The sequence below is a fragment of the Bradyrhizobium japonicum USDA 6 genome (assembly GCF_000284375.1).
GTDB lineage: Bacteria > Pseudomonadota > Alphaproteobacteria > Rhizobiales > Xanthobacteraceae > Bradyrhizobium > Bradyrhizobium japonicum.
The window spans coordinates 7,514,688-7,531,368 of record NC_017249.1; the positions used below are offsets into that span (position 1 = coordinate 7,514,688).

At 65.5% G+C, this 16,681-nt stretch carries 14 protein-coding genes; 5 read left to right on the plus strand and 9 right to left on the minus strand.

Annotation, left to right across the window (positions count from 1 at the left end; all coding sequences use genetic code 11):
• Positions 1 to 12 precede the first annotated feature (12 nt).
• A complete protein-coding gene (locus BJ6T_RS35130) occupies positions 13 to 429 on the plus strand; it encodes a RidA family protein (protein ID WP_014497341.1) in 417 nt (138 codons plus the stop codon).
• Between the two features lie 38 nt (positions 430 to 467).
• Here the strand turns inward: BJ6T_RS35130 and BJ6T_RS46250 are convergent, their stop codons facing one another.
• Positions 468 to 731 carry a hypothetical protein gene (locus BJ6T_RS46250; RefSeq protein WP_141379261.1) on the minus strand — a complete coding sequence of 88 codons (264 nt, stop codon included), beginning with the start codon at positions 729 to 731 and terminating at the stop codon, positions 468 to 470.
• A 484-nt stretch (positions 732 to 1,215) separates the two neighbouring features.
• Between BJ6T_RS46250 and BJ6T_RS35135 the strand changes: the two genes are divergently transcribed.
• Positions 1,216 to 2,082, plus strand: coding sequence for an alpha/beta fold hydrolase (locus BJ6T_RS35135; protein WP_014497343.1), 867 nt, complete (start codon positions 1,216 to 1,218; stop codon positions 2,080 to 2,082).
• Here BJ6T_RS35135 and BJ6T_RS35140 read toward each other — a convergent pair.
• The gene (locus tag BJ6T_RS35140) at positions 2,079 to 2,972 is read right to left on the minus strand and encodes a LysR family transcriptional regulator (RefSeq protein WP_014497344.1); all 894 of its coding nucleotides are present in this window, start codon (positions 2,970 to 2,972) and stop codon (positions 2,079 to 2,081) included. The two genes, BJ6T_RS35135 and BJ6T_RS35140, sit on opposite strands and share 4 nt — an antisense overlap.
• 99 nt (positions 2,973 to 3,071) lie before the next feature.
• On the opposite strand from BJ6T_RS35140, the gene BJ6T_RS35145 reads away from it, so the two are divergent.
• Positions 3,072 to 4,007 (plus strand): AEC family transporter, encoded by a 936-nt coding sequence (locus BJ6T_RS35145; protein WP_014497345.1) that lies wholly within the window; start codon positions 3,072 to 3,074, stop codon positions 4,005 to 4,007.
• 108 nt (positions 4,008 to 4,115) lie between these two features.
• On the opposite strand, the gene BJ6T_RS35150 is transcribed toward BJ6T_RS35145, so the two are convergent.
• The 3 genes from BJ6T_RS35150 to BJ6T_RS35160 all read right to left on the minus strand — a co-directional run bounded on the left by BJ6T_RS35150 (position 4,116) and on the right by BJ6T_RS35160 (position 8,811).
• A complete protein-coding gene (locus tag BJ6T_RS35150) occupies positions 4,116 to 5,000 on the minus strand; it encodes a 4-(cytidine 5'-diphospho)-2-C-methyl-D-erythritol kinase (RefSeq protein ID WP_014497346.1) in 885 nt (294 codons plus the stop codon).
• 26 nt (positions 5,001 to 5,026) lie between these two features.
• On the minus strand, positions 5,027 to 6,820 hold the full coding sequence (locus BJ6T_RS35155) for a tetratricopeptide repeat protein (RefSeq protein ID WP_014497347.1): 1,794 nt from the start codon (positions 6,818 to 6,820) through the stop codon (positions 5,027 to 5,029).
• A gap of 329 nt (positions 6,821 to 7,149) precedes the next feature.
• Positions 7,150 to 8,811: an electron transfer flavoprotein-ubiquinone oxidoreductase gene (locus BJ6T_RS35160; RefSeq protein WP_014497348.1), complete on the minus strand. Its 1,662-nt coding sequence runs from the start codon at positions 8,809 to 8,811 to the stop codon at positions 7,150 to 7,152.
• 139 nt (positions 8,812 to 8,950) lie between these two features.
• Between BJ6T_RS35160 and BJ6T_RS35165 the strand changes: the two genes are divergently transcribed.
• Positions 8,951 to 9,760 (plus strand): uracil-DNA glycosylase, encoded by an 810-nt coding sequence (locus BJ6T_RS35165; RefSeq protein WP_014497349.1) that lies wholly within the window; start codon positions 8,951 to 8,953, stop codon positions 9,758 to 9,760.
• A gap of 127 nt (positions 9,761 to 9,887) precedes the next feature.
• Here BJ6T_RS35165 and BJ6T_RS35170 read toward each other — a convergent pair whose 3' ends face one another.
• The 4 genes from BJ6T_RS35170 to BJ6T_RS35185 form a co-directional block, all read right to left on the minus strand.
• The gene (locus BJ6T_RS35170; protein WP_014497350.1) at positions 9,888 to 11,396 is read right to left on the minus strand and encodes a glycosyltransferase family 39 protein; all 1,509 of its coding nucleotides are present in this window, start codon (positions 11,394 to 11,396) and stop codon (positions 9,888 to 9,890) included.
• 99 nt (positions 11,397 to 11,495) lie between these two features.
• A complete protein-coding gene (rnhB, locus tag BJ6T_RS35175) occupies positions 11,496 to 12,362 on the minus strand; it encodes a ribonuclease HII (RefSeq protein ID WP_028170140.1) in 867 nt (288 codons plus the stop codon).
• 76 nt (positions 12,363 to 12,438) lie between these two features.
• Positions 12,439 to 12,894, minus strand: a complete 456-nt coding sequence (locus tag BJ6T_RS35180) for a VOC family protein (protein ID WP_014497352.1) — start codon at positions 12,892 to 12,894, stop codon at positions 12,439 to 12,441.
• 23 nt (positions 12,895 to 12,917) lie between these two features.
• Complete coding sequence (locus BJ6T_RS35185; protein ID WP_014497353.1) at positions 12,918 to 14,081, minus strand: PA0069 family radical SAM protein; 1,164 nt, start codon at positions 14,079 to 14,081, stop codon at positions 12,918 to 12,920.
• A gap of 210 nt (positions 14,082 to 14,291) precedes the next feature.
• Between BJ6T_RS35185 and BJ6T_RS35190 the strand changes: the two genes are divergently transcribed.
• Positions 14,292 to 16,679 carry a phosphoketolase family protein gene (locus BJ6T_RS35190; RefSeq protein ID WP_014497354.1) on the plus strand — a complete coding sequence of 796 codons (2,388 nt, stop codon included), beginning with the start codon at positions 14,292 to 14,294 and terminating at the stop codon, positions 16,677 to 16,679.
• Positions 16,680 to 16,681: the final 2 nt, after the last annotated feature.

Below are 16,681 nucleotides of genomic sequence, written 5' to 3' on the forward strand. Positions count from 1 at the left end.
GCGAGGTCGACGATGACATCACGGGTAGAAACGTTAACTCCACCGAACACGCCAAAACCGATCGGCCCCTATAATCACATCGCCAAGGTCGGCGAACACATCTGGACCGGCGGGACCGCGGGCTTCGATCCGGAGACGGGACAGCTGGCCGGCGCCGATGTCGCCTCCCAGACGCGGCAAATCTTCAGATCGTTCGAGGCGATGCTGGCTGCGGTGGACTCCGACCTCAACCACGTCACCCACATCAATGTATTTCTCAAGCACATGTCGGACTTCGACGCGATGAACGAAGCCTATGTCGAGATGATGGGGGAGCACTGGCCCGCTCGTACCGTGTTTGCGGTGCAGGAGCTTCCGAAACCCGGCGTCATGCTGACCATGAATCTGACGGCTGTGACGAGACAAGCAACTTCGCCGGTGACGCGATAGCCGAAGAAAGAAAGGGGCCGAAGCCCCTTTCTCAGATTTCACCAGTGGTGCCAATGATGCCAGCGGTGCCAGCGAGCCCAATGATGCCAGCGCCAGCCGTCACCCCAATGATGGTGCCAGCCGTAACCACCCCAATAGTGCGGATGGTAGTAGCCTCCGTGGTCATGGCGTTGCCAGCAATGGCCCCATTCATTGCAGACATAGCCGATCGGCACCTCGATCGGTGCTGCTGACGCAGCCCCGCTCGACAGCGTGACCCCGCCAAGTGCGGCAAGGCCGACAAACGCAGATACAAGTTTCATGATGTTTACCTCCTAACATCCGTTGGAGGCGACGAGTGCGTCCTGCGTTCGGCGTCTTACGCAGGTTTAATACCGATGAACGATTTCGATGAGGCCGATCCGCTCGCGATGACGGCGTGCGCGCAACATTGTCGCCATCGGCCCGAAAGACTTTCCGACCGGTAATGACCAAGATGTAACGCGTGGAATTCGAACGACCCATCGCTCGCGGCTCACCCATGGTTGTTGCGATGGAGAGTTCGATGAGGATGATGTCCTGGTCGCGTTATCGCCTCCTGGCAAGGTCGTTGTCGCGCACCGCACGTCGCTGTCACGACGCGAAGATGCGCGAAACCCGGCGGCGCCGACGCGCCATGCGCCGCCTTGCCGGCACGAGCTCGCCGCCGAAGCGCCCATGACCTGCGGCTTGCTTGTGGAATGGCCGGCAGCAGGCTACTCCAGTCGTGCTGTTATCTCGTCCGGCATTTCGAAGGATCGGCGCCCGATGCTTGCCCCGCAAAGTCGCACTTACGAGTCACACGGCCTGCGGCTGCATTATGCCGATTGGGGCAACGAGGGCGCGCCCGTCGCCATCCTGGTCCATGGCGGCCGCGATCATTGCCGGAGCTGGGACGCCATCGCCCGCTCGCTTCAACCGCATTTTCACGTGCTGGCGCCAGATCTGCGCGGTCATGGCGATTCCGACTGGACCAAGGGCGGCAGCTACGCGCTGACCGAGTATGTCTACGACCTCGCGCAGCTCATTCGCAGCATCGCAGCGCCCCAGGTGACTCTGATCGGCCATTCCATGGGCGGCATGGTGAGCCTGATCTTTTCAGGATCGTTCCCCGAACTGGTCACGAAGCTCGTCGTCCTCGACGGCGTCACCATGTTGCCGGACACCCCCAAAGCGCCGACGCATGAGCGCATCAGCAAATGGGTCAGCCAGCTCGACAGGCTGCACGACCGCACGCCGCGCCGCTATTCGACCCTCGAAGACGCGGCCGCGCAGATGGTGCTCCACAACAAGCGCCTCGCCCGCGACCTCGCGCTGCATCTTGCAACGCACGGCTCGCGGCGGAATGAGGACGGCACCTATAGCTGGAAGTTCGATCCCTACCAGCGCGCCTCTGCGCCGCACCGGCTCTGGCCGGACGATCACTTGGCGCTGTGGTCGCGCATCACCAGTCCGACGCTGCTGCTGAATGCCGGAGAAAGCTTTCTGGCGGGCGCCAGGGCCGCCGGCCTGGAGCGCTATTTCCCGCAGGCGCGTGTCGAGACCATCGCCGGCGCGGGGCACTGGCTGCAGCATGACAAGCCGCAAGAGGTGTTGGGTGAGATCCGGCGGTTTCTCGGGCTTGCCGAGGGCTAATCCAGACCGGCCGCGACATCGCTGTGCGCTTCCGCCAGAAACGGCGCCAGCGCCGGATTGAGATTGCCCGGCCGCCATGCGACGACGTGCTCGATGATCGGCGCATCTTCGAGATCGCGGAAGGCCAGGTTTGCAATTCCGAGCTTCGCCATCGACCGCGGTACCAGCGCAATGCCGAGATTCTCCGCCACGAGGCTGACGATGGTCTGCTGCAGTTCGACTTCGAGCCTGAACGTCGGTTCGAACCCGCCCGAACGACAATAGCCGGCGATCGACTGGCGCAGCCTCGGCGCGACTTCGGCCGGCGCGGCGATGAAGGCTTCACCATTGAGCTGCCCCGCAGACACCGTCTTCTGCGCGGCGAGCGGATGACTGACGTACACCGCAAGGCTGAGCGGCTCACGAAAGATGACTTGCGTCGCAAGACCGCGCACGGGACCGGGATCGAACAGGATCGCGGCATCGAAGCGCCCGGTCAGCACCGCGTCGCCGAGGATTCCCGGGATCACCTCGCGCAGCTCGACGCGCACGCCGGGATGGCTCGCCATGTAGCGCCGCGTCAGACCCGGCAGAACCGTGTAGGCCGCGTGCATCATGAAGCCGACCGAGAGTTCGCCGATTTCGCCCCGCTCGGCCATGCGCGCGTTCTGGCAGGCCTGATCGAAACCGATCAGCACCGCCCGCGCGTCCTCCAGGAAGCGCCGGCCCGCTGGCGTCAGCGTCGCACGCCGCGACTGGCGGTCGAACAGGCGAACCCCGAGTTCCTTCTCCAGGGTCGCGATCTGCCGGCTGAGCGGCGGCTGGCTGATGTGGAGGCGCTCGGCAGCGCGGCCGAAATGCAACGTCTCGGCGACGGCCACGAAATAGCGCATCTGTCTGATGTCGATCATTTTATACCGAAAAGGTATGAAGCAGTGCAGCAATCAGTATTGGATGATATCGATTGGATTGGATAGGGCTAATTCGTCCCTCCAATGCCTGGTTTCCCGATGCTCTCCACCCTCGCGGCCGTCCTCCCCATTTTCGCGCTCATCTTCGCCGGCTGGCTGGCCCGGCGGATCGGCGTCCTCGGCCCGCATGCCACCGGCGAGCTGAACCGCTTCGTCGTCTATCTCGCCCTTCCCGCTCTGCTGTTCGACATCGTCGCTCACGCGCAATGGGCCGAGGTCTGGCAACCGCGCTTCATCGCCGCCTTCGGCATCGGCGCGGCGCTGGTGTTCTGCCTGACCATCGCCGTTCGGCTGCGCCGCCCGCGCCATCTCGCCGACGCTGCCATCGACGCGCTCAATGCCGGCTACGCCAACACCGGTTTCGTCGGTTTCCCGCTTGCGCTCGCGGCGCTCGGCCGCGAGGCGCTGGCGCCGACGCTGATTGCCACGATCATCACGGTCTGCGTGCTCTTTGCGATCGCGATCGTGCTGATCGAAACCGGGCTGCAGACCGAGAAGCGGCGCAGGCACCTCGTCACCAAGGTCGGCGGCTCCCTGCTACGCAATCCGCTGCTCGTCGCTCCCGCCGTGGCTGCGATCGTTCCGGTCACCGGTCTCAGCGTGCCCGATGCCGCCGAAAGCTTCCTGAGACTCCTGGGGGGCGCGGCCTCACCCTGCGCCCTTGTTGCACTCGGGTTGTTCCTTGCGACCAGGCGTGAGAGTTCGGAAACGAACGTCGGATCGGCGGCGCTGCTCGTGAGCTTCAAGCTCGTGCTTCAGCCGGCTATCACCTGGGTGATGGCGACCGCCGTGTTCGGCCTCTCCCCGCTACTCACGCATGCAGCGGTGCTGCTGGCCGCGCTCCCGACCGGTACGGGCCCGTTCATGCTGGCGGAGTTTTACAAGCGCGAGGCGGCGATGACGTCCAATGTCATTCTGGCATCGACGGTCACGTCGATCGTGACCATCAGTGGCTATCTGGCGCTGGCAAGGTAGCGATCGCAGCCCGGATGGAGCGAAGTGCAATCCGGGACGCCGCGGCGGAAGAATCCCGGATTGCGCTTCGCTCCATCCGGGCTACGACAGCCTTGTCCCAGGGGAGACCTAGCTCAACGTCCCCGCATGCACCCACCAGGCGGGGTGGTCGCGCCGGATCTTTTCCGCGGCGGCATGCGCCTCGTTCGCTGCGCCGTAGATCGCAAAGCACGTCGCGCCGGAACCGGACATGCGCGCGAGCTTGACGCCGGCGGAGTCACGCAAGGCTTCGAGCACCGCGCCGATCACCGGCTCGATCCGCAGCGCAGGGGCTTCAAGATCGTTGGCCACGGTTTCGAGAACGTCGACCCAATCGGCAATGGAGGCGCCCTCGTCCGGCCAGGCCGGCGCGTCGAGGACGGAAGTGGCGCCCACCAGCAATTCGCCGTTGCGCAGGCCCAACGCCTGGAACACGTCCTTGGTCGCGACCGGCACGCGCGGATTGACCATCACGCAGGGCATGCTCGGCAGCGCGAGCGGCAGCAGCTGCTCGCCGACGCCGGTCATGTCGCAGGCGCGCGAGACCAGGCACACCGGCACATCGGCTCCGGTCGCGAGTGCGACTTTCTGCAAGCGCGGATCATCGAGCGACAAATTGTTGAGACGCGCGAGCAGCCGCAGCGCCGCCGCTGCATCGGCCGAGCCGCCGCCGATGCCGGCCGCGACGGGAAGCACCTTGTCGAGCGCGAAGGCCCCGAGCTTCAGATTCGGCACGGCCTCGGCCAGAAGCCTGGCCGCCTTGACCACGAGATTGTCCGCGGTGTCGCCGCAGGCCGCGGCCAGCGGCCCGGTGGCGACGAGCGTCAGCTCGCCGCCTGGCTCCAGCGTCAGCTGGTCCGCGCAGTCGGCAAACGCGACCACGCTTTCGAGATCATGATAGCCGTCGGCACGACGGCCCACCACGCGAAGGCTCAGATTGACCTTCGCGCGCCCTTCTTCAATCAACGCCGACATTGGCGATCAGCCCCCCAAACGCACTCTTAGCCGCCCTTGCCGTCGTCCTTCTTCTTGTCCGCCTGCGCGGCCGAAGAGTTCGAATCGTCGGTCATGCCGTTGGCGATCTTGGCCTCGATCTTCGGAAGCTCCTCCGGCTCGGGCTTGAGATCACGGGCGTGGGCCCACTGGAATTTCGCTTCCAGCGTGCGGCCGACGCGCCAATAGGCATCGCCGAGGTGATCGTTGATGGTGGGATCCTCGGGCTTCAGGTCGATGGCGCGCTCGAGGTTCTTCACCGCCTCTTCGTAATTGCCGATGCGGTAATAGGCCCAGCCGAGGGAGTCGACGATGTAGCCGTCGTCGGGACGCTGCTCGACGGCGCGCTTGATCATCTTCATGCCTTCGTCGAGATTCACGCCCTGGTCGATCCAGGAATAGCCGAGATAGTTGAGGACATGCGGCTGGTCGGGCTGGAGCTCGAGCGCCTTCTTCATGTCGGCTTCGGCCTTGCTCCACTCCTTGGAGCGCTCCTCGCAAATGCCGCGATAATAATACCAGACGCTGTTGGCCTTGTCGTTGCCGGCCGGCAGCACGTCGATGCCCCGCGAATAGGTCGCGCCGCAATCGCCGAACTTCTTGCGGCCGCGCTCGATATTGCCGAGCGCCATGATGGCTTCGAGATCCTTGGAATCGTCTGATGTGACGCCCTTGAGGATCTTGATCGCCTCGTCGGTGCGGTCGGCGGAATCCAGATCGATCGCGAGCTGGATCTGCGCGTTGCGCTTCAACGGCGAGGTCGCGGGCACCCGCTCATAAACCTTGATCGCCATCTGCGGCCGCTTCACCGATTCATAGAGATCGGCGAGCGAGAGCAGCGCCAGCGGATGGGTCGGCTGGAGATAGAGCGAGAGCTGGAGATAGACCAGCGCCAGATCCTCGCCGCCGCGGCGGGTCAGCGTGGCGCCGATGCCGTAGAGCGCTTCGGCGGCACCGGCTTGTGCGGAGTCGGCCAGCGGCGGCATCTTCTTGCCGGCCTTGGTGTCGCGCAGGCCTTCCACGATCAGCGGATGGCGGGCGAGCTTCTTGTCGAAAGCCTGGTAGACGGCGGTCGCGGCCGCGGAATCCTTGTTGCGCGACAGCCAGCGGGCATAGGCCTCGGTGACCCGCAGCATGGAATCGTCAAGCTTGTAGGCGCGCTCGAAGCGGATGCCGGCGTCCTTCTCCTTGCCGGAGAGCTCGAGGATCATGCCGGCATGGAAGTCCTTGAACAGCGGATACCATTCCGGACCGGCGAGCTTGTCGATGGTGGCGACGCCGCCCTTGGCATCGCCCGCGCCATAGGCGGCCCAGCCCGACAGCAGCGTGGCGACGAGATCGGTGATCGGACCGCGGATCGACTGGTTGATGTTGGTTTGCGCGGACGCGTATTTCTTCATCTTGAGATCGTGCACCCCGACAACGAGACGCGCGACGCGGTTGGTCTTGTCGATGGTCAGGACGCGCTCGGCGAGCTTGACCGCCTCGTCGATGTCACCGTCGGCGACTGACGAGATGAAGGCGCGATCGAGCAGCTCGTTGTTCTTGGGATCGGTGCGGAGCGCCGAGCGGTAGAAGGCGGCGGCCGAGGCCGCATCGCGCTCGACGCTGGCGTGGCGGGCAGCGAGATAGCTGCCGGAGGTCGTCAGCGACTTCAGATCGTTCCGGGTCGGAAATTGCGCCGCCGTGTCGGACGGATGGTCCGGCGTCTGCGCCAGGACCGCACCGGGGACCGTCGCGATCGCGGTGCCCATGAGGGCGATGGCGGCAACAGTCCAGCGGTTGAAACGATTTGAGAACATCAGGGGCTCGCCTTGAGTTGTAGTGCCTGGGTTTGCAGCAGTAGGCCGTATCGCATGCGAACGCGGCCGGTGGCATGGGGACCCGGAACCGTCGGGCCGACAATGCCGCTTTTGGCGCTTCACCGCAAGGATTCGGGCATGCGATCCCCTCCGCACGCCCCAAATCGGCCGACAACGCCCCAAGACGCTGCCAGTATGGCCTTATCGTGGCCGCGGACCGTTCCCCCGGGCCGGTTCTCACGCGAACGTGCGTCACAATGCCGGGGGCACGTCACATTGGCCCCGGCTTGATCGCTTTGGTCCAGTGATCCCGGCTTACATGGCCTAGCTTACATGGCCTCGTAGTTCGGACCGCCGCCGCCCTCCGGGGGAACCCAGGTGATGTTGCCGTTGGGGTCCTTCACGTCGCAGGTTTTGCAGTGGACGCAGTTCTGGGCGTTGATCTGGTAGCGCGGGCTCGCGCCTTCCTCGACCCACTCATAGACCCCGGCCGGGCAATAGCGATTCGAGGGACCGGCGAAGACGTCGTGCTCCGAGGTCTTCTGCAGGTTCATGTCGGCGACCTTGAGATGGACCGGCTGGTCCTCCTCATGATTGGTGTTGGACAGGAACACTGACGAGAGCTTGTCGAACGAGATCTTGCCGTCCGGCTTCGGATAGTTCTTCGGCGCGTGGCTCTTCGCCGGATCGAGCGTGGCGCGATCGGGCTTCGCATGCGACTGCGTGCCGAACAGCGAGGCGCCGAACAGCGTGTTGCACCACATGTCGAAGCCGCCGAGCGCAACGCCGAGCACGGTGCCGAACTTCGACCATAGCGGCTTGACGTTGCGGACCAGGAACAGATCCTTGCCGACCGACGAGGACCGCCAGGTGTTCTCGTAGTCGACGATCTCGTCATTGGCGCGATCGGCAGCGAGCGCCGCCGCGACATGCTCTGCGGCGAGCATGCCGGTGCCCATCGCATTGTGCACGCCCTTGATGCGGGGCACGTTGACGAAGCCGGCCGCACAGCCGACCAGCGCGCCGCCGGGGAAGCTCAGCTTCGGCACCGACTGATAGCCGCCTTCGGTGATGGCGCGCGCGCCATAGGCGAGCCGCTTGGCGCCCTCGAAGGTACCGCGGATCGAGGGATGGGTCTTGAAGCGCTGGAACTCGTCGAACGGCGACAGATAGGGATCGTCGTAGTTCAGATGCACGACGAAGCCGACGGCGACGAGATTGTCGTCGTAATGATAGAGGAACGAGCCGCCGCCGGTCTTCAGGTCGAGCGGCCAGCCGAACGAATGCTGGATCATACCCTTCTGGTGCTTGGCGGGATCGATCTGCCAGACTTCCTTGAGGCCGATGCCGAACTTCGGCGGCTCGCTCTTCGAATCGAGTGCGAACTTCGCGATCAGCTGCTTGGTCAAGCTGCCGCGCGCGCCTTCAGCGAACAGGGTGTACTTGCCGAGCAATTCCATGCCACGGGTAAAGGAGTCCTTCGGCTTGCCATCGCGGCCGATGCCCATGTCGCCGGTGGCGATGCCCTTCACCGCGCCCTGCTCGTCATAGAGCACCTCGGCTGCGGCAAAGCCCGGATAGATCTCGACGCCGAGCGCTTCGGCCTTGCGCGCCAGCCAGCGGCAGACATTGCCGAGCGAGCCGATATAGCAGTGATGGTTGTCCATCAGCGGCGGCATGATGAAGTTCGGCAGCTTGATCGCGCCGCCTCCCGTCATCCAGTAGAAGCGGTCGTCCTTCACCTGCGTCTTCAGCGGGCAGTCGGAATCCTCGCGCCAGTCCGGGATCAGCTTGTCGAGCCCGGCCGGATCGATCACCGCGCCGGAGAGAATGTGCGCACCGACCTCGGAGCCCTTCTCCACCACGACGACGTTGAGATCGGCGTTGAGCTGCTTCAGCCGGATCGCAGCCGCCAGGCCGGACGGGCCGGCGCCGACGATGACGACGTCGAATTCCATGGATTCGCGCGGGGGAAGTTCTTCGGTGCTCATCTGATCTCAGCCCTTGAGACGGTTCCTCGTCATTTGCGCCCCCTTGTTTCCGATTTTTCCGGGTAGGACAACCACGGAAATGCGTTCCACTGGGATGCAAGGCACCCCAAACTGATATAGTAAAAGTCTGACTTTCCAAATGATCCCCGAACCCGCACCCACCGTCCGAGAGCTTCTCGCCTTCTATCTGGAGGCCGGGGTCGACTGCGCGCTCGCGGAGGAACCTGTCGACCGCCTGGCGGAATTGGATGCTCCGCCGCCGGCCCCGCGCGCCGCACCTCGCGTCGAGGCACCACGGCCCGTTGCCGCGCCCACGGTGATGCGCGGCGAGGCCGCACCTGCGCCGGACATTGCGATCGCCTCCGCGCGCGAGGCGGCGCGTACCGCGCCGACGCTCGAGGCACTGCGCGAGCTGATGCAGAATTTTGAAGGCTGCGCGCTGAAACACACCGCGACGCGGCTGGTGTTCGCCGACGGCAATCCGCAGGCGCGCATCATGTTCGTCGGCGAGGCGCCGGGCCGCGACGAGGACATCGAGGGGCTGCCCTTCGTCGGGCGCAGCGGCAAGCTGCTCGACCTCATGATCGGCGCGATCGGGCTCAACCGCACCACCGCCTACATCGCCAACGTGATTCCGTGGCGGCCACCCGGCAACCGCACGCCGACGCCGCAGGAGACGCAGATCTGCCTGCCGTTCATCCAGCGCCAGATCGAGCTGGTGAATCCCGACGTGCTGGTGACGCTCGGCAATCCCTCGACGCAGACGCTGCTGTCGACGCGCGAGGGCATCATGCGCACCCGCGGCCGCTGGTTCGACTACGAGACGGGCGGGCGCACCATCCGCGCGCTGCCGACGTTCCACCCGGCCTATCTCTTGCGCTCGCCATCGTACAAGCGGCTGGCCTGGCAGGATCTGCGCGCGATCGCGAAGGTGCTGGCGGGCGCGTGAGGGACTGAGCGCTCCCTCCCCGTCATTGCGAGGAACGAAGCGACGAAGCAATCCAGACTATTTCCGCGGAAAGATTCTGGATTGCTTCGCTGCGCTCGCAATGACGAACGGAGAGAGTACGCCCGATCTACGTCCCCTTCGGCCGCACGATGGCCCAGCCGATGCGCAGCAGCTGCTGGCGGCCGGTCACCAGCCATTCGAAGGCGCGCGGTACTTCCGGAACGATGCCGGGAAAACGTGCGAGGATTTCCGGCGGCGGGGTGCCGGCGGTATCGGAGGCGCGCCAGACCACGACGCCGCCGGTCTCGCTGAACTTGGCCTGATTGATCCACGGCGTGCGCGCGGGCTGCGCATCGATGAAGAGATGCGGCCGGCCGGAATGCAGCGTGATCAGGCTCGCGAGCTGGGTCTCGCCGGCGACCGCGCGCAGGCGATGATTGGTGCGGCGGGCAAAGCTCTCATCGAAGAAGTCCGAGATCGCGCGCGCTGGCATCGAGGTTCCAATCTCGTTGGCGCCGGTCCAGGGCAGGAACAGCACGGCGAGCACGACGCCGGCTGCGGGCGCCACGACGGCGGCAGCCCACACCGTCCGCAGTACGCGCGCGCGGCGCATTGCGATGAGGTCGCCGGCTGTCACGACCACGGCAAGTCCCGACATGACCAGCACGACGCCGGCGCCGCCGACGACGGCATCGAGCCCGAGCAGGCCGGAGATCAGGACCGCGCCGAGCGCAGGCGCCAGCGCGAAGAAATAGACGAAGTTGTGCGCGAGCGGCTCGACCGGCGGCCGGTAGATGATCGGCGCTTCCTCGCCCTTGGCGACGAAGAGGCTGCTATTGAGAAAGGTCAGCGCCGGGATCGCCGCCGCGCCGAGCACGAGCCCGCCGAGCAGCCAGGCCGCGTGCAGCGCGCGGGCGTTGAGCTCGGCGACCACAGGCAGGGTCGGCATGACAAGCGTCTCGGCGCGCATCAGCCAGACCGCATAGGGCAGCGCCAGCACGGCGACGACGATCAAGGCGAACAGCGGATCGAGCGCGCGCAGGGTGCGGCGACCGCCGGCGGTCGAGACCGCGAAGACGACGAGCAGGAGAAGAAGGAAGATCGCCGCGGGCGTCGTCAGCAGCAGGAGGCCCGCTTCGATCGACCAGGCAAACCAGGCATTGCCGCGGCGCTGGCCGATGATCTGCCAGGAATGCAAGAGAAGAAGCGCCCAGAGCGGCCGCGCCAGCACCAGCGGGCCAAAGTCGAGCGCCGGCGAGGAGAAGGCCAGCACCGTCATGGTCAGCAGCACGGCGAGCACCGCCTGCTGTGAGCCGACCACGGCGCGGGAGAGATGATAGAGCGCGATGAAGGTCGCGACCTCGCAGAGCTGGGCGAGGACATAGACGCCGAACATGTGGCCGCCGGCGGCGCGATAGGCGATGTCGGCGAGCCAGATCGGTAGCGGCGGGCCCAGATCAGTCCCGATCTGGTACTCGCGCCCGAACGCCAGCAGGGTCGCGAGCGTGCCGGGCGGGCTGCGATAGAACACCAGCGCCACGAACAGCCACATCGCGGCCTGGAGCAGCACGGCGATCCACACGATCAGCCGCGGCCGGGCGCGAATGAGCTCGATGACCAGGGAGGTAAACCGCATGCAACGTCCGAAAGATGCAGCCAACCCGTCCAGCCGGCCCTATTCGCTCACATCTGTTTTGATAAAGGGCGCTGCGCGTTGTGGCAACGACCGTCTGCCCTACAGGCCTGCTGACGCATCAATTTCAACGCTTGCTTCCACCTGCACCTCGACCTCGGTCACCGCAAACAAGTCCCGCACCGGCTCGACGGTCCAGAGCATATGCTTGGCACGCGCCGCGGCAACGGGGGCGAAGAAGCTGCGGTGGTGGACGGTGGGGCCGAGGCGGTCGAGCGCGTCGAGGTGCTCCGGGACGGCGTAGCCCTTGTGCTGCTCGAAACCGTAGCCGGGACAGTCCTGCGCCAGCGCGCACATCAGCCGGTCGCGCGTCACCTTGGCGATGATCGAGGCTGCGGCGATCGACAGGACGATACCGTCGCCGCCGATCACGGCCTCGCAGTCGCAGGCGGTGTCGAGCCGATCGCGGCCGTCGACAAACACATGACGCGGCGCGTCGGGCAGCGCCACCACCGCGCGCTTCAGCGCCCACAGCGAGGCACGCAGGATGTTGTCGCGGTCGATCCGGGAGCGCGAGGCGACGGCGACCGAGACCTGCGCGGTGGCGCAGATCTTGTCGAAAAGCTTCTCGCGTTCCTCGGCCGTCAGGCGCTTGGAATCGTCGATGCCGCGGGGAATGCGGTCGGGATCGAGAATCACGGCGGCCGCGACCACGGGCCCGGCGAGCGGTCCGCGGCCGGCCTCGTCGCAGCCGGCAACCGGCCAGACGCCGCGCTTGATCAGCGCGCGCTCACGGCGGAAGCTCGGCGATGCGACGGCGATGATGGCGCCCTGCCTGCCGGCCGGCGCCTTAACGGCCGCTCTCTTGGCCGCCTTCGCGGGCGTTGCCTTCTTGGCGGCATCCTTTTTCGACGCGCCCTTCTCTGGCCCGTCTTTGGCCGGCTTCCTGGTGGACTTGTCCCGAATCATGGCCGGGATCGTGCGCAAGCGGCCCGGCCGGCGCAACCGGGAACCCCGGACAATTCCCGTTATTCAGACCAGCCGCCTACTCCGCCAGATGCACCCGCCGGTCCTCACCGACCTCGATGCCCGGCGCGACCACGACCTCCCAGGGATGGCTGTCGGGGTCGGCGAAATAGCCGGAATAACCGCCGTAGTCGGTCTCATGCCCCGCTTTCAGCAGCGCCGCGCCCTTGCCGACAGCGAAGGCCAGAACCGCATCGACCTCGTCGCGCGTGGCGCAGTTCCAGGCGAGCGTCATGCCGCGGAAGGTCGCCGGCCTCGGATTGTCCGGCAACTTGGCGTCGGCCGCGAGTTTATCCCAGTGAAACAGGGCCAGCACCGGACCACCGGTATCGTAGAAGGCGACGGCCTCGCCGGTCGCCTTCAGCCGACGCGCGAAGCCGAGCGCGTCATAGAAGGCGATGCTGGCACGAATGTCGCTCACACCCAGTGTGATGACGGTGAGCCGCGGCACCGGCGCGGCAAGTTCCTGGCTCATGCTACGCCTCGTCCGTTTCCCGATCAGAACAGGCTGAGTTGATCGCCGTTCCGCTTCGGCCTCGCAAAGTGATCCGTCGTCAGCTTGGAGCGCCGCTTGTTCAACCCAAGCCTGTCGCAGGCGATCTCGAAGCGGCGACCGATGGTCCAGGCCATCGGTCCGGTGCCCTTCATCCGCTCGCCCCATTTCGCGTCGTAGTCGCGGCCGCCGCGCATGTCGCGGATCAGGGTGAAGACGTGGCGGTAGCGGTCCGGATAATTGGCCATCAGCCATTCGCGGAAGAGATCGCGAACCTCCAGCGGCAGCCGCAACAGCACGTAGGAGGCTTCCTTGACGCCGGCATGGGCGGCGGCATCGAGAATGCGCTCGATCTCGGAATCGTTCAGCGCGGGGATCACCGGCGCGACCATCACGGTGGTCGGAATGCCGGCCTCCGAGAGCTGCTTCAGCGCCTCCAGCCGCTTCGGCGGCGTCGCCGCGCGCGGCTCCATGGTGCGCGCCAGTTTCGGATCGAGCGACGTCACCGAGATCGCGACCTTGGCGAGATTGCGCTTGGCCATCCGCGCGAGAATGTCGATGTCGCGCACCACCAGCGCCGACTTGGTGACGATGCCGACGGGATGGCCGGCGCGCTCCAGCACTTCGAGAATGCCGCGCATGATTTTGCGCTCGCGCTCGATCGGTTGATACGGATCGGTGTTGGTGCCGATCGCGATCATCCGCGGCTCGTAGCCGGTCGCGGCCAGCTCCTTCTCGAGCAGCGCCGGCGCATCGGGCTTGGCAAACAGCTTTGACTCGAAGTCGAGCCCCGGCGACAGGCCGAGATAGGCGTGCGTCGGCCGCGCGAAACAATAGACACAGCCGTGCTCGCAGCCGCGATAGGGATTGATCGAGCGGTCGAAGCCGATATCGGGGGATTCGTTGCGGGTGATCACCTTGCGCGAGGTGTCGACGCCGACGCTGGTCTTGAACGGCGGCAGTTCCTCCAGGCTCTGCCAGCCGTCGTCGAAGGCGACGCGGGCCTCGGCCTCGAAGCGGCCGCTGGCATTGGACTGGGCGCCCCGCCCTCGCCTGCGCTGTTTGTCGATGGCGACCGCCAGTTCCGGAAAATCAGAGTCCGCACCCGCCGGCTCGGAGGGCGCCGTGACCGGCGGGTGCTTGAGAGCATGAGAGGATGCTGGACTCATGAAGCCAAGATAGCACGCCGAAGGAACAAATCAAGAACACAAACAAAAAACTGAAAAACAACCCCATGCACAGTAGCCGCCCAAATTTCGGGCGCAGTCCCTTGACCTCGCGCAACACACAAGTCGCGGCGATCCGGTTCGATGCCGGACAGGGATCAATCGCACCGGAACAAAGTTGGTGACGATCGCTGGGTGAAGGTCAGCAGGAACATGACAAATCAACGACAATCGGCCTCAGGGAGCAGCGATCTCGATCTGCTCGATCGCTATTGGCGCGCCGCGAATTACCTCTCCGTCGGGCAAATCTATCTGCTCGACAACCCGCTGCTGCGCGAGCCGTTGCGGCCGGAGCACATCAAGCCGCGCTTGCTCGGCCATTGGGGCACGACGCCCGGTTTGAACTTCATTTATGCCCATCTCAACCGCGTCATCCGCGCGCTCGATGTCAGCGTGCTCTATGTCTGCGGTCCCGGCCATGGCGGTCCGGGCATGGTGGCCAACACCTATCTCGAAGGCAGCTACAGCGAGATCTATCCTGACGTCGCGCGCGATACGGACGGATTGCGAAAACTTTTCAGGCAGTTCTCCTTCCCCGGCGGCATTCCGAGCCACGCGGCGCCGGAAACGCCGGGCTCGATCCACGAAGGCGGCGAGCTCGGCTACGCGCTGGTGCACGCCTATGGCGCCGCATTCGACAATCCGGATCTGATTGTCGCCTGCGTCGTCGGCGATGGCGAGGCCGAATCCGGCCCGCTCGCGGCGTCCTGGCACTCGAACAAGTTCCTCAGTCCCGCGCATGACGGCGCCGTGCTGCCGATCCTGCACCTCAACGGTTACAAGATCGCGAACCCGACCGTGCTCGGACGGATGCGCGACGCGGAGATCCGCGACCTGTTCCGCGGGTTCGGCCACGAGCCGCTGTTCGTCGAGGGCGACGATCCCAGATTGATGCACCAGGCCATGGCGGATGCGCTCGACGTCGCGCTCGCCAGCATCCGCTCGATCCAGCAGCATGCCCGCGACGGCCGCAAGAGCGTCGAACGGCCACGCTGGCCGATGATCGTGCTGCGCAGCCCGAAGGGCTGGACCGGCCCGAAGGAGGTCGACGGCAAGAAGGTCGAGGGCTTTTGGCGCGCGCATCAGGTTCCCGTTGCGAGCTGTCGCGAGAACCCGGCGCATCTGAAAATCCTCGAAGACTGGATGCGCAGCTACGGGCCCGAAAAGCTGTTCGACGGCGGCGGCGCGCTCATTCCCGAGCTCCAGGCTCTCGCGCCCGAAGGCATCCGCCGCATGGGCGCCAATCCGCACGCCAATGGCGGCCTGCTGAAGAAGGAACTGAAGCTGCCGGACTTCCGCAGTTTTGCGTTGGACGTGCCGCAGCCCGGCGGCGTCACCGGCGAAGCAACGCGCGAGCTCGGCAAATTCCTGCGCGACGTCATCCGCCTCAACACCGAGGCGCGCAACTTCCGCATCATGGGCCCGGACGAGACCGCGTCAAACCGGCTCGATGCCGTGTTCGAGGCGACCGAACGGGTCTGGATGGAGCCGACGGAGCCTTACGACGTGCATCTCGCCCAGGATGGCCGCGTGATGGAGGTTCTGAGCGAGCATCTCTGCCAGGGCTGGCTCGAGGGCTATCTGCTCACCGGACGGCACGGCTTGTTCTCCTGCTACGAGGCCTTCATCCACATCGTCGATTCCATGTTCAACCAGCACGCCAAATGGCTGAAGGTGACGCGACATCTGCCCTGGCGGCGACCGATCGCCTCGCTGAACTATCTCCTGACCTCGCATGTCTGGCGGCAGGACCATAACGGCTTCAGCCATCAGGATCCCGGCTTCGTCGATCTCGTCGCCAACAAGAAGGCCGACATCGTCCGCATCTACTTCCCGCCCGACGCCAACACGCTGTTGTGGGTCGCCGATCACTGCCTGCGCACCTACGACCGCATCAACGTGATCGTCGCCGGCAAGCAGCCGGCGCCGCAATGGCTGTCGATGCAGGACGCTGCCACGCATTGCGATGCCGGCATCGGCATCTGGACCTGGGCCGGCACGGAGGATGCGGATGGCGAGCCCGACGTGGTGATGGCCTGCGCCGGCGACGTGCCGACACTGGAGACGCTCGCCGCCGTCGACCTGCTGCGCAAGGCGCTGCCCAACCTGAAGATCCGCGTCGTCAACGTCGTCGACCTCATGACGCTGCAGCCGAAGGACCAGCACCCGCACGGCCTGCCCGACCGTGACTTCGACAGCCTGTTCACGTCGGACAAGCCCGTGATCTTCGCCTATCACGGCTATCCCTATCTCATCCACCGTCTCACCTATAACCGCACCAACCATGCCGGAATGCATGTGCGCGGCTTCGCCGAGGAAGGCACCACGACGACGCCGTTCGACATGGTCGTGCTCAACGGGCTCGACCGCTATCACCTCGCGATCGAGGCGATCGCGCGTGTGCCGGGTCTGGCGACCAGGGCCGCGCAGGTGCAACAGCAGTTCCGCGACAAGCTGATCGAACATTCGCACTATGTGCGCGAACACGGCGAGGACATGCCTGATATCCGCGACTGGATCTGGCCGGGCAAAGCGGGTTGACG

What these genes read in the sequence shown, in the direction of transcription:
- BJ6T_RS35130 (WP_014497341.1), top strand. Translation starts at nt 13, where the DNA reads ATGACATCACGGGTAGAAACGTTAACTCCACCGAACACGCCAAAACCG.
- BJ6T_RS46250 (WP_141379261.1), bottom strand. Translation starts at nt 731, where the DNA reads ATGAAACTTGTATCTGCGTTTGTCGGCCTTGCCGCACTTGGCGGGGTC.
- BJ6T_RS35135 (WP_014497343.1), top strand. Translation starts at nt 1,216, where the DNA reads ATGCTTGCCCCGCAAAGTCGCACTTACGAGTCACACGGCCTGCGGCTG.
- BJ6T_RS35140 (WP_014497344.1), bottom strand. Translation starts at nt 2,972, where the DNA reads ATGATCGACATCAGACAGATGCGCTATTTCGTGGCCGTCGCCGAGACG.
- BJ6T_RS35145 (WP_014497345.1), top strand. Translation starts at nt 3,072, where the DNA reads ATGCTCTCCACCCTCGCGGCCGTCCTCCCCATTTTCGCGCTCATCTTC.
- BJ6T_RS35150 (WP_014497346.1), bottom strand. Translation starts at nt 5,000, where the DNA reads ATGTCGGCGTTGATTGAAGAAGGGCGCGCGAAGGTCAATCTGAGCCTT.
- BJ6T_RS35155 (WP_014497347.1), bottom strand. Translation starts at nt 6,820, where the DNA reads ATGTTCTCAAATCGTTTCAACCGCTGGACTGTTGCCGCCATCGCCCTC.
- BJ6T_RS35160 (WP_014497348.1), bottom strand. Translation starts at nt 8,811, where the DNA reads ATGAGCACCGAAGAACTTCCCCCGCGCGAATCCATGGAATTCGACGTC.
- BJ6T_RS35165 (WP_014497349.1), top strand. Translation starts at nt 8,951, where the DNA reads ATGATCCCCGAACCCGCACCCACCGTCCGAGAGCTTCTCGCCTTCTAT.
- BJ6T_RS35170 (WP_014497350.1), bottom strand. Translation starts at nt 11,396, where the DNA reads ATGCGGTTTACCTCCCTGGTCATCGAGCTCATTCGCGCCCGGCCGCGG.
- rnhB (WP_028170140.1), bottom strand. Translation starts at nt 12,362, where the DNA reads ATGATTCGGGACAAGTCCACCAGGAAGCCGGCCAAAGACGGGCCAGAG.
- BJ6T_RS35180 (WP_014497352.1), bottom strand. Translation starts at nt 12,894, where the DNA reads ATGAGCCAGGAACTTGCCGCGCCGGTGCCGCGGCTCACCGTCATCACA.
- BJ6T_RS35185 (WP_014497353.1), bottom strand. Translation starts at nt 14,081, where the DNA reads ATGAGTCCAGCATCCTCTCATGCTCTCAAGCACCCGCCGGTCACGGCG.
- BJ6T_RS35190 (WP_014497354.1), top strand. Translation starts at nt 14,292, where the DNA reads ATGACAAATCAACGACAATCGGCCTCAGGGAGCAGCGATCTCGATCTG.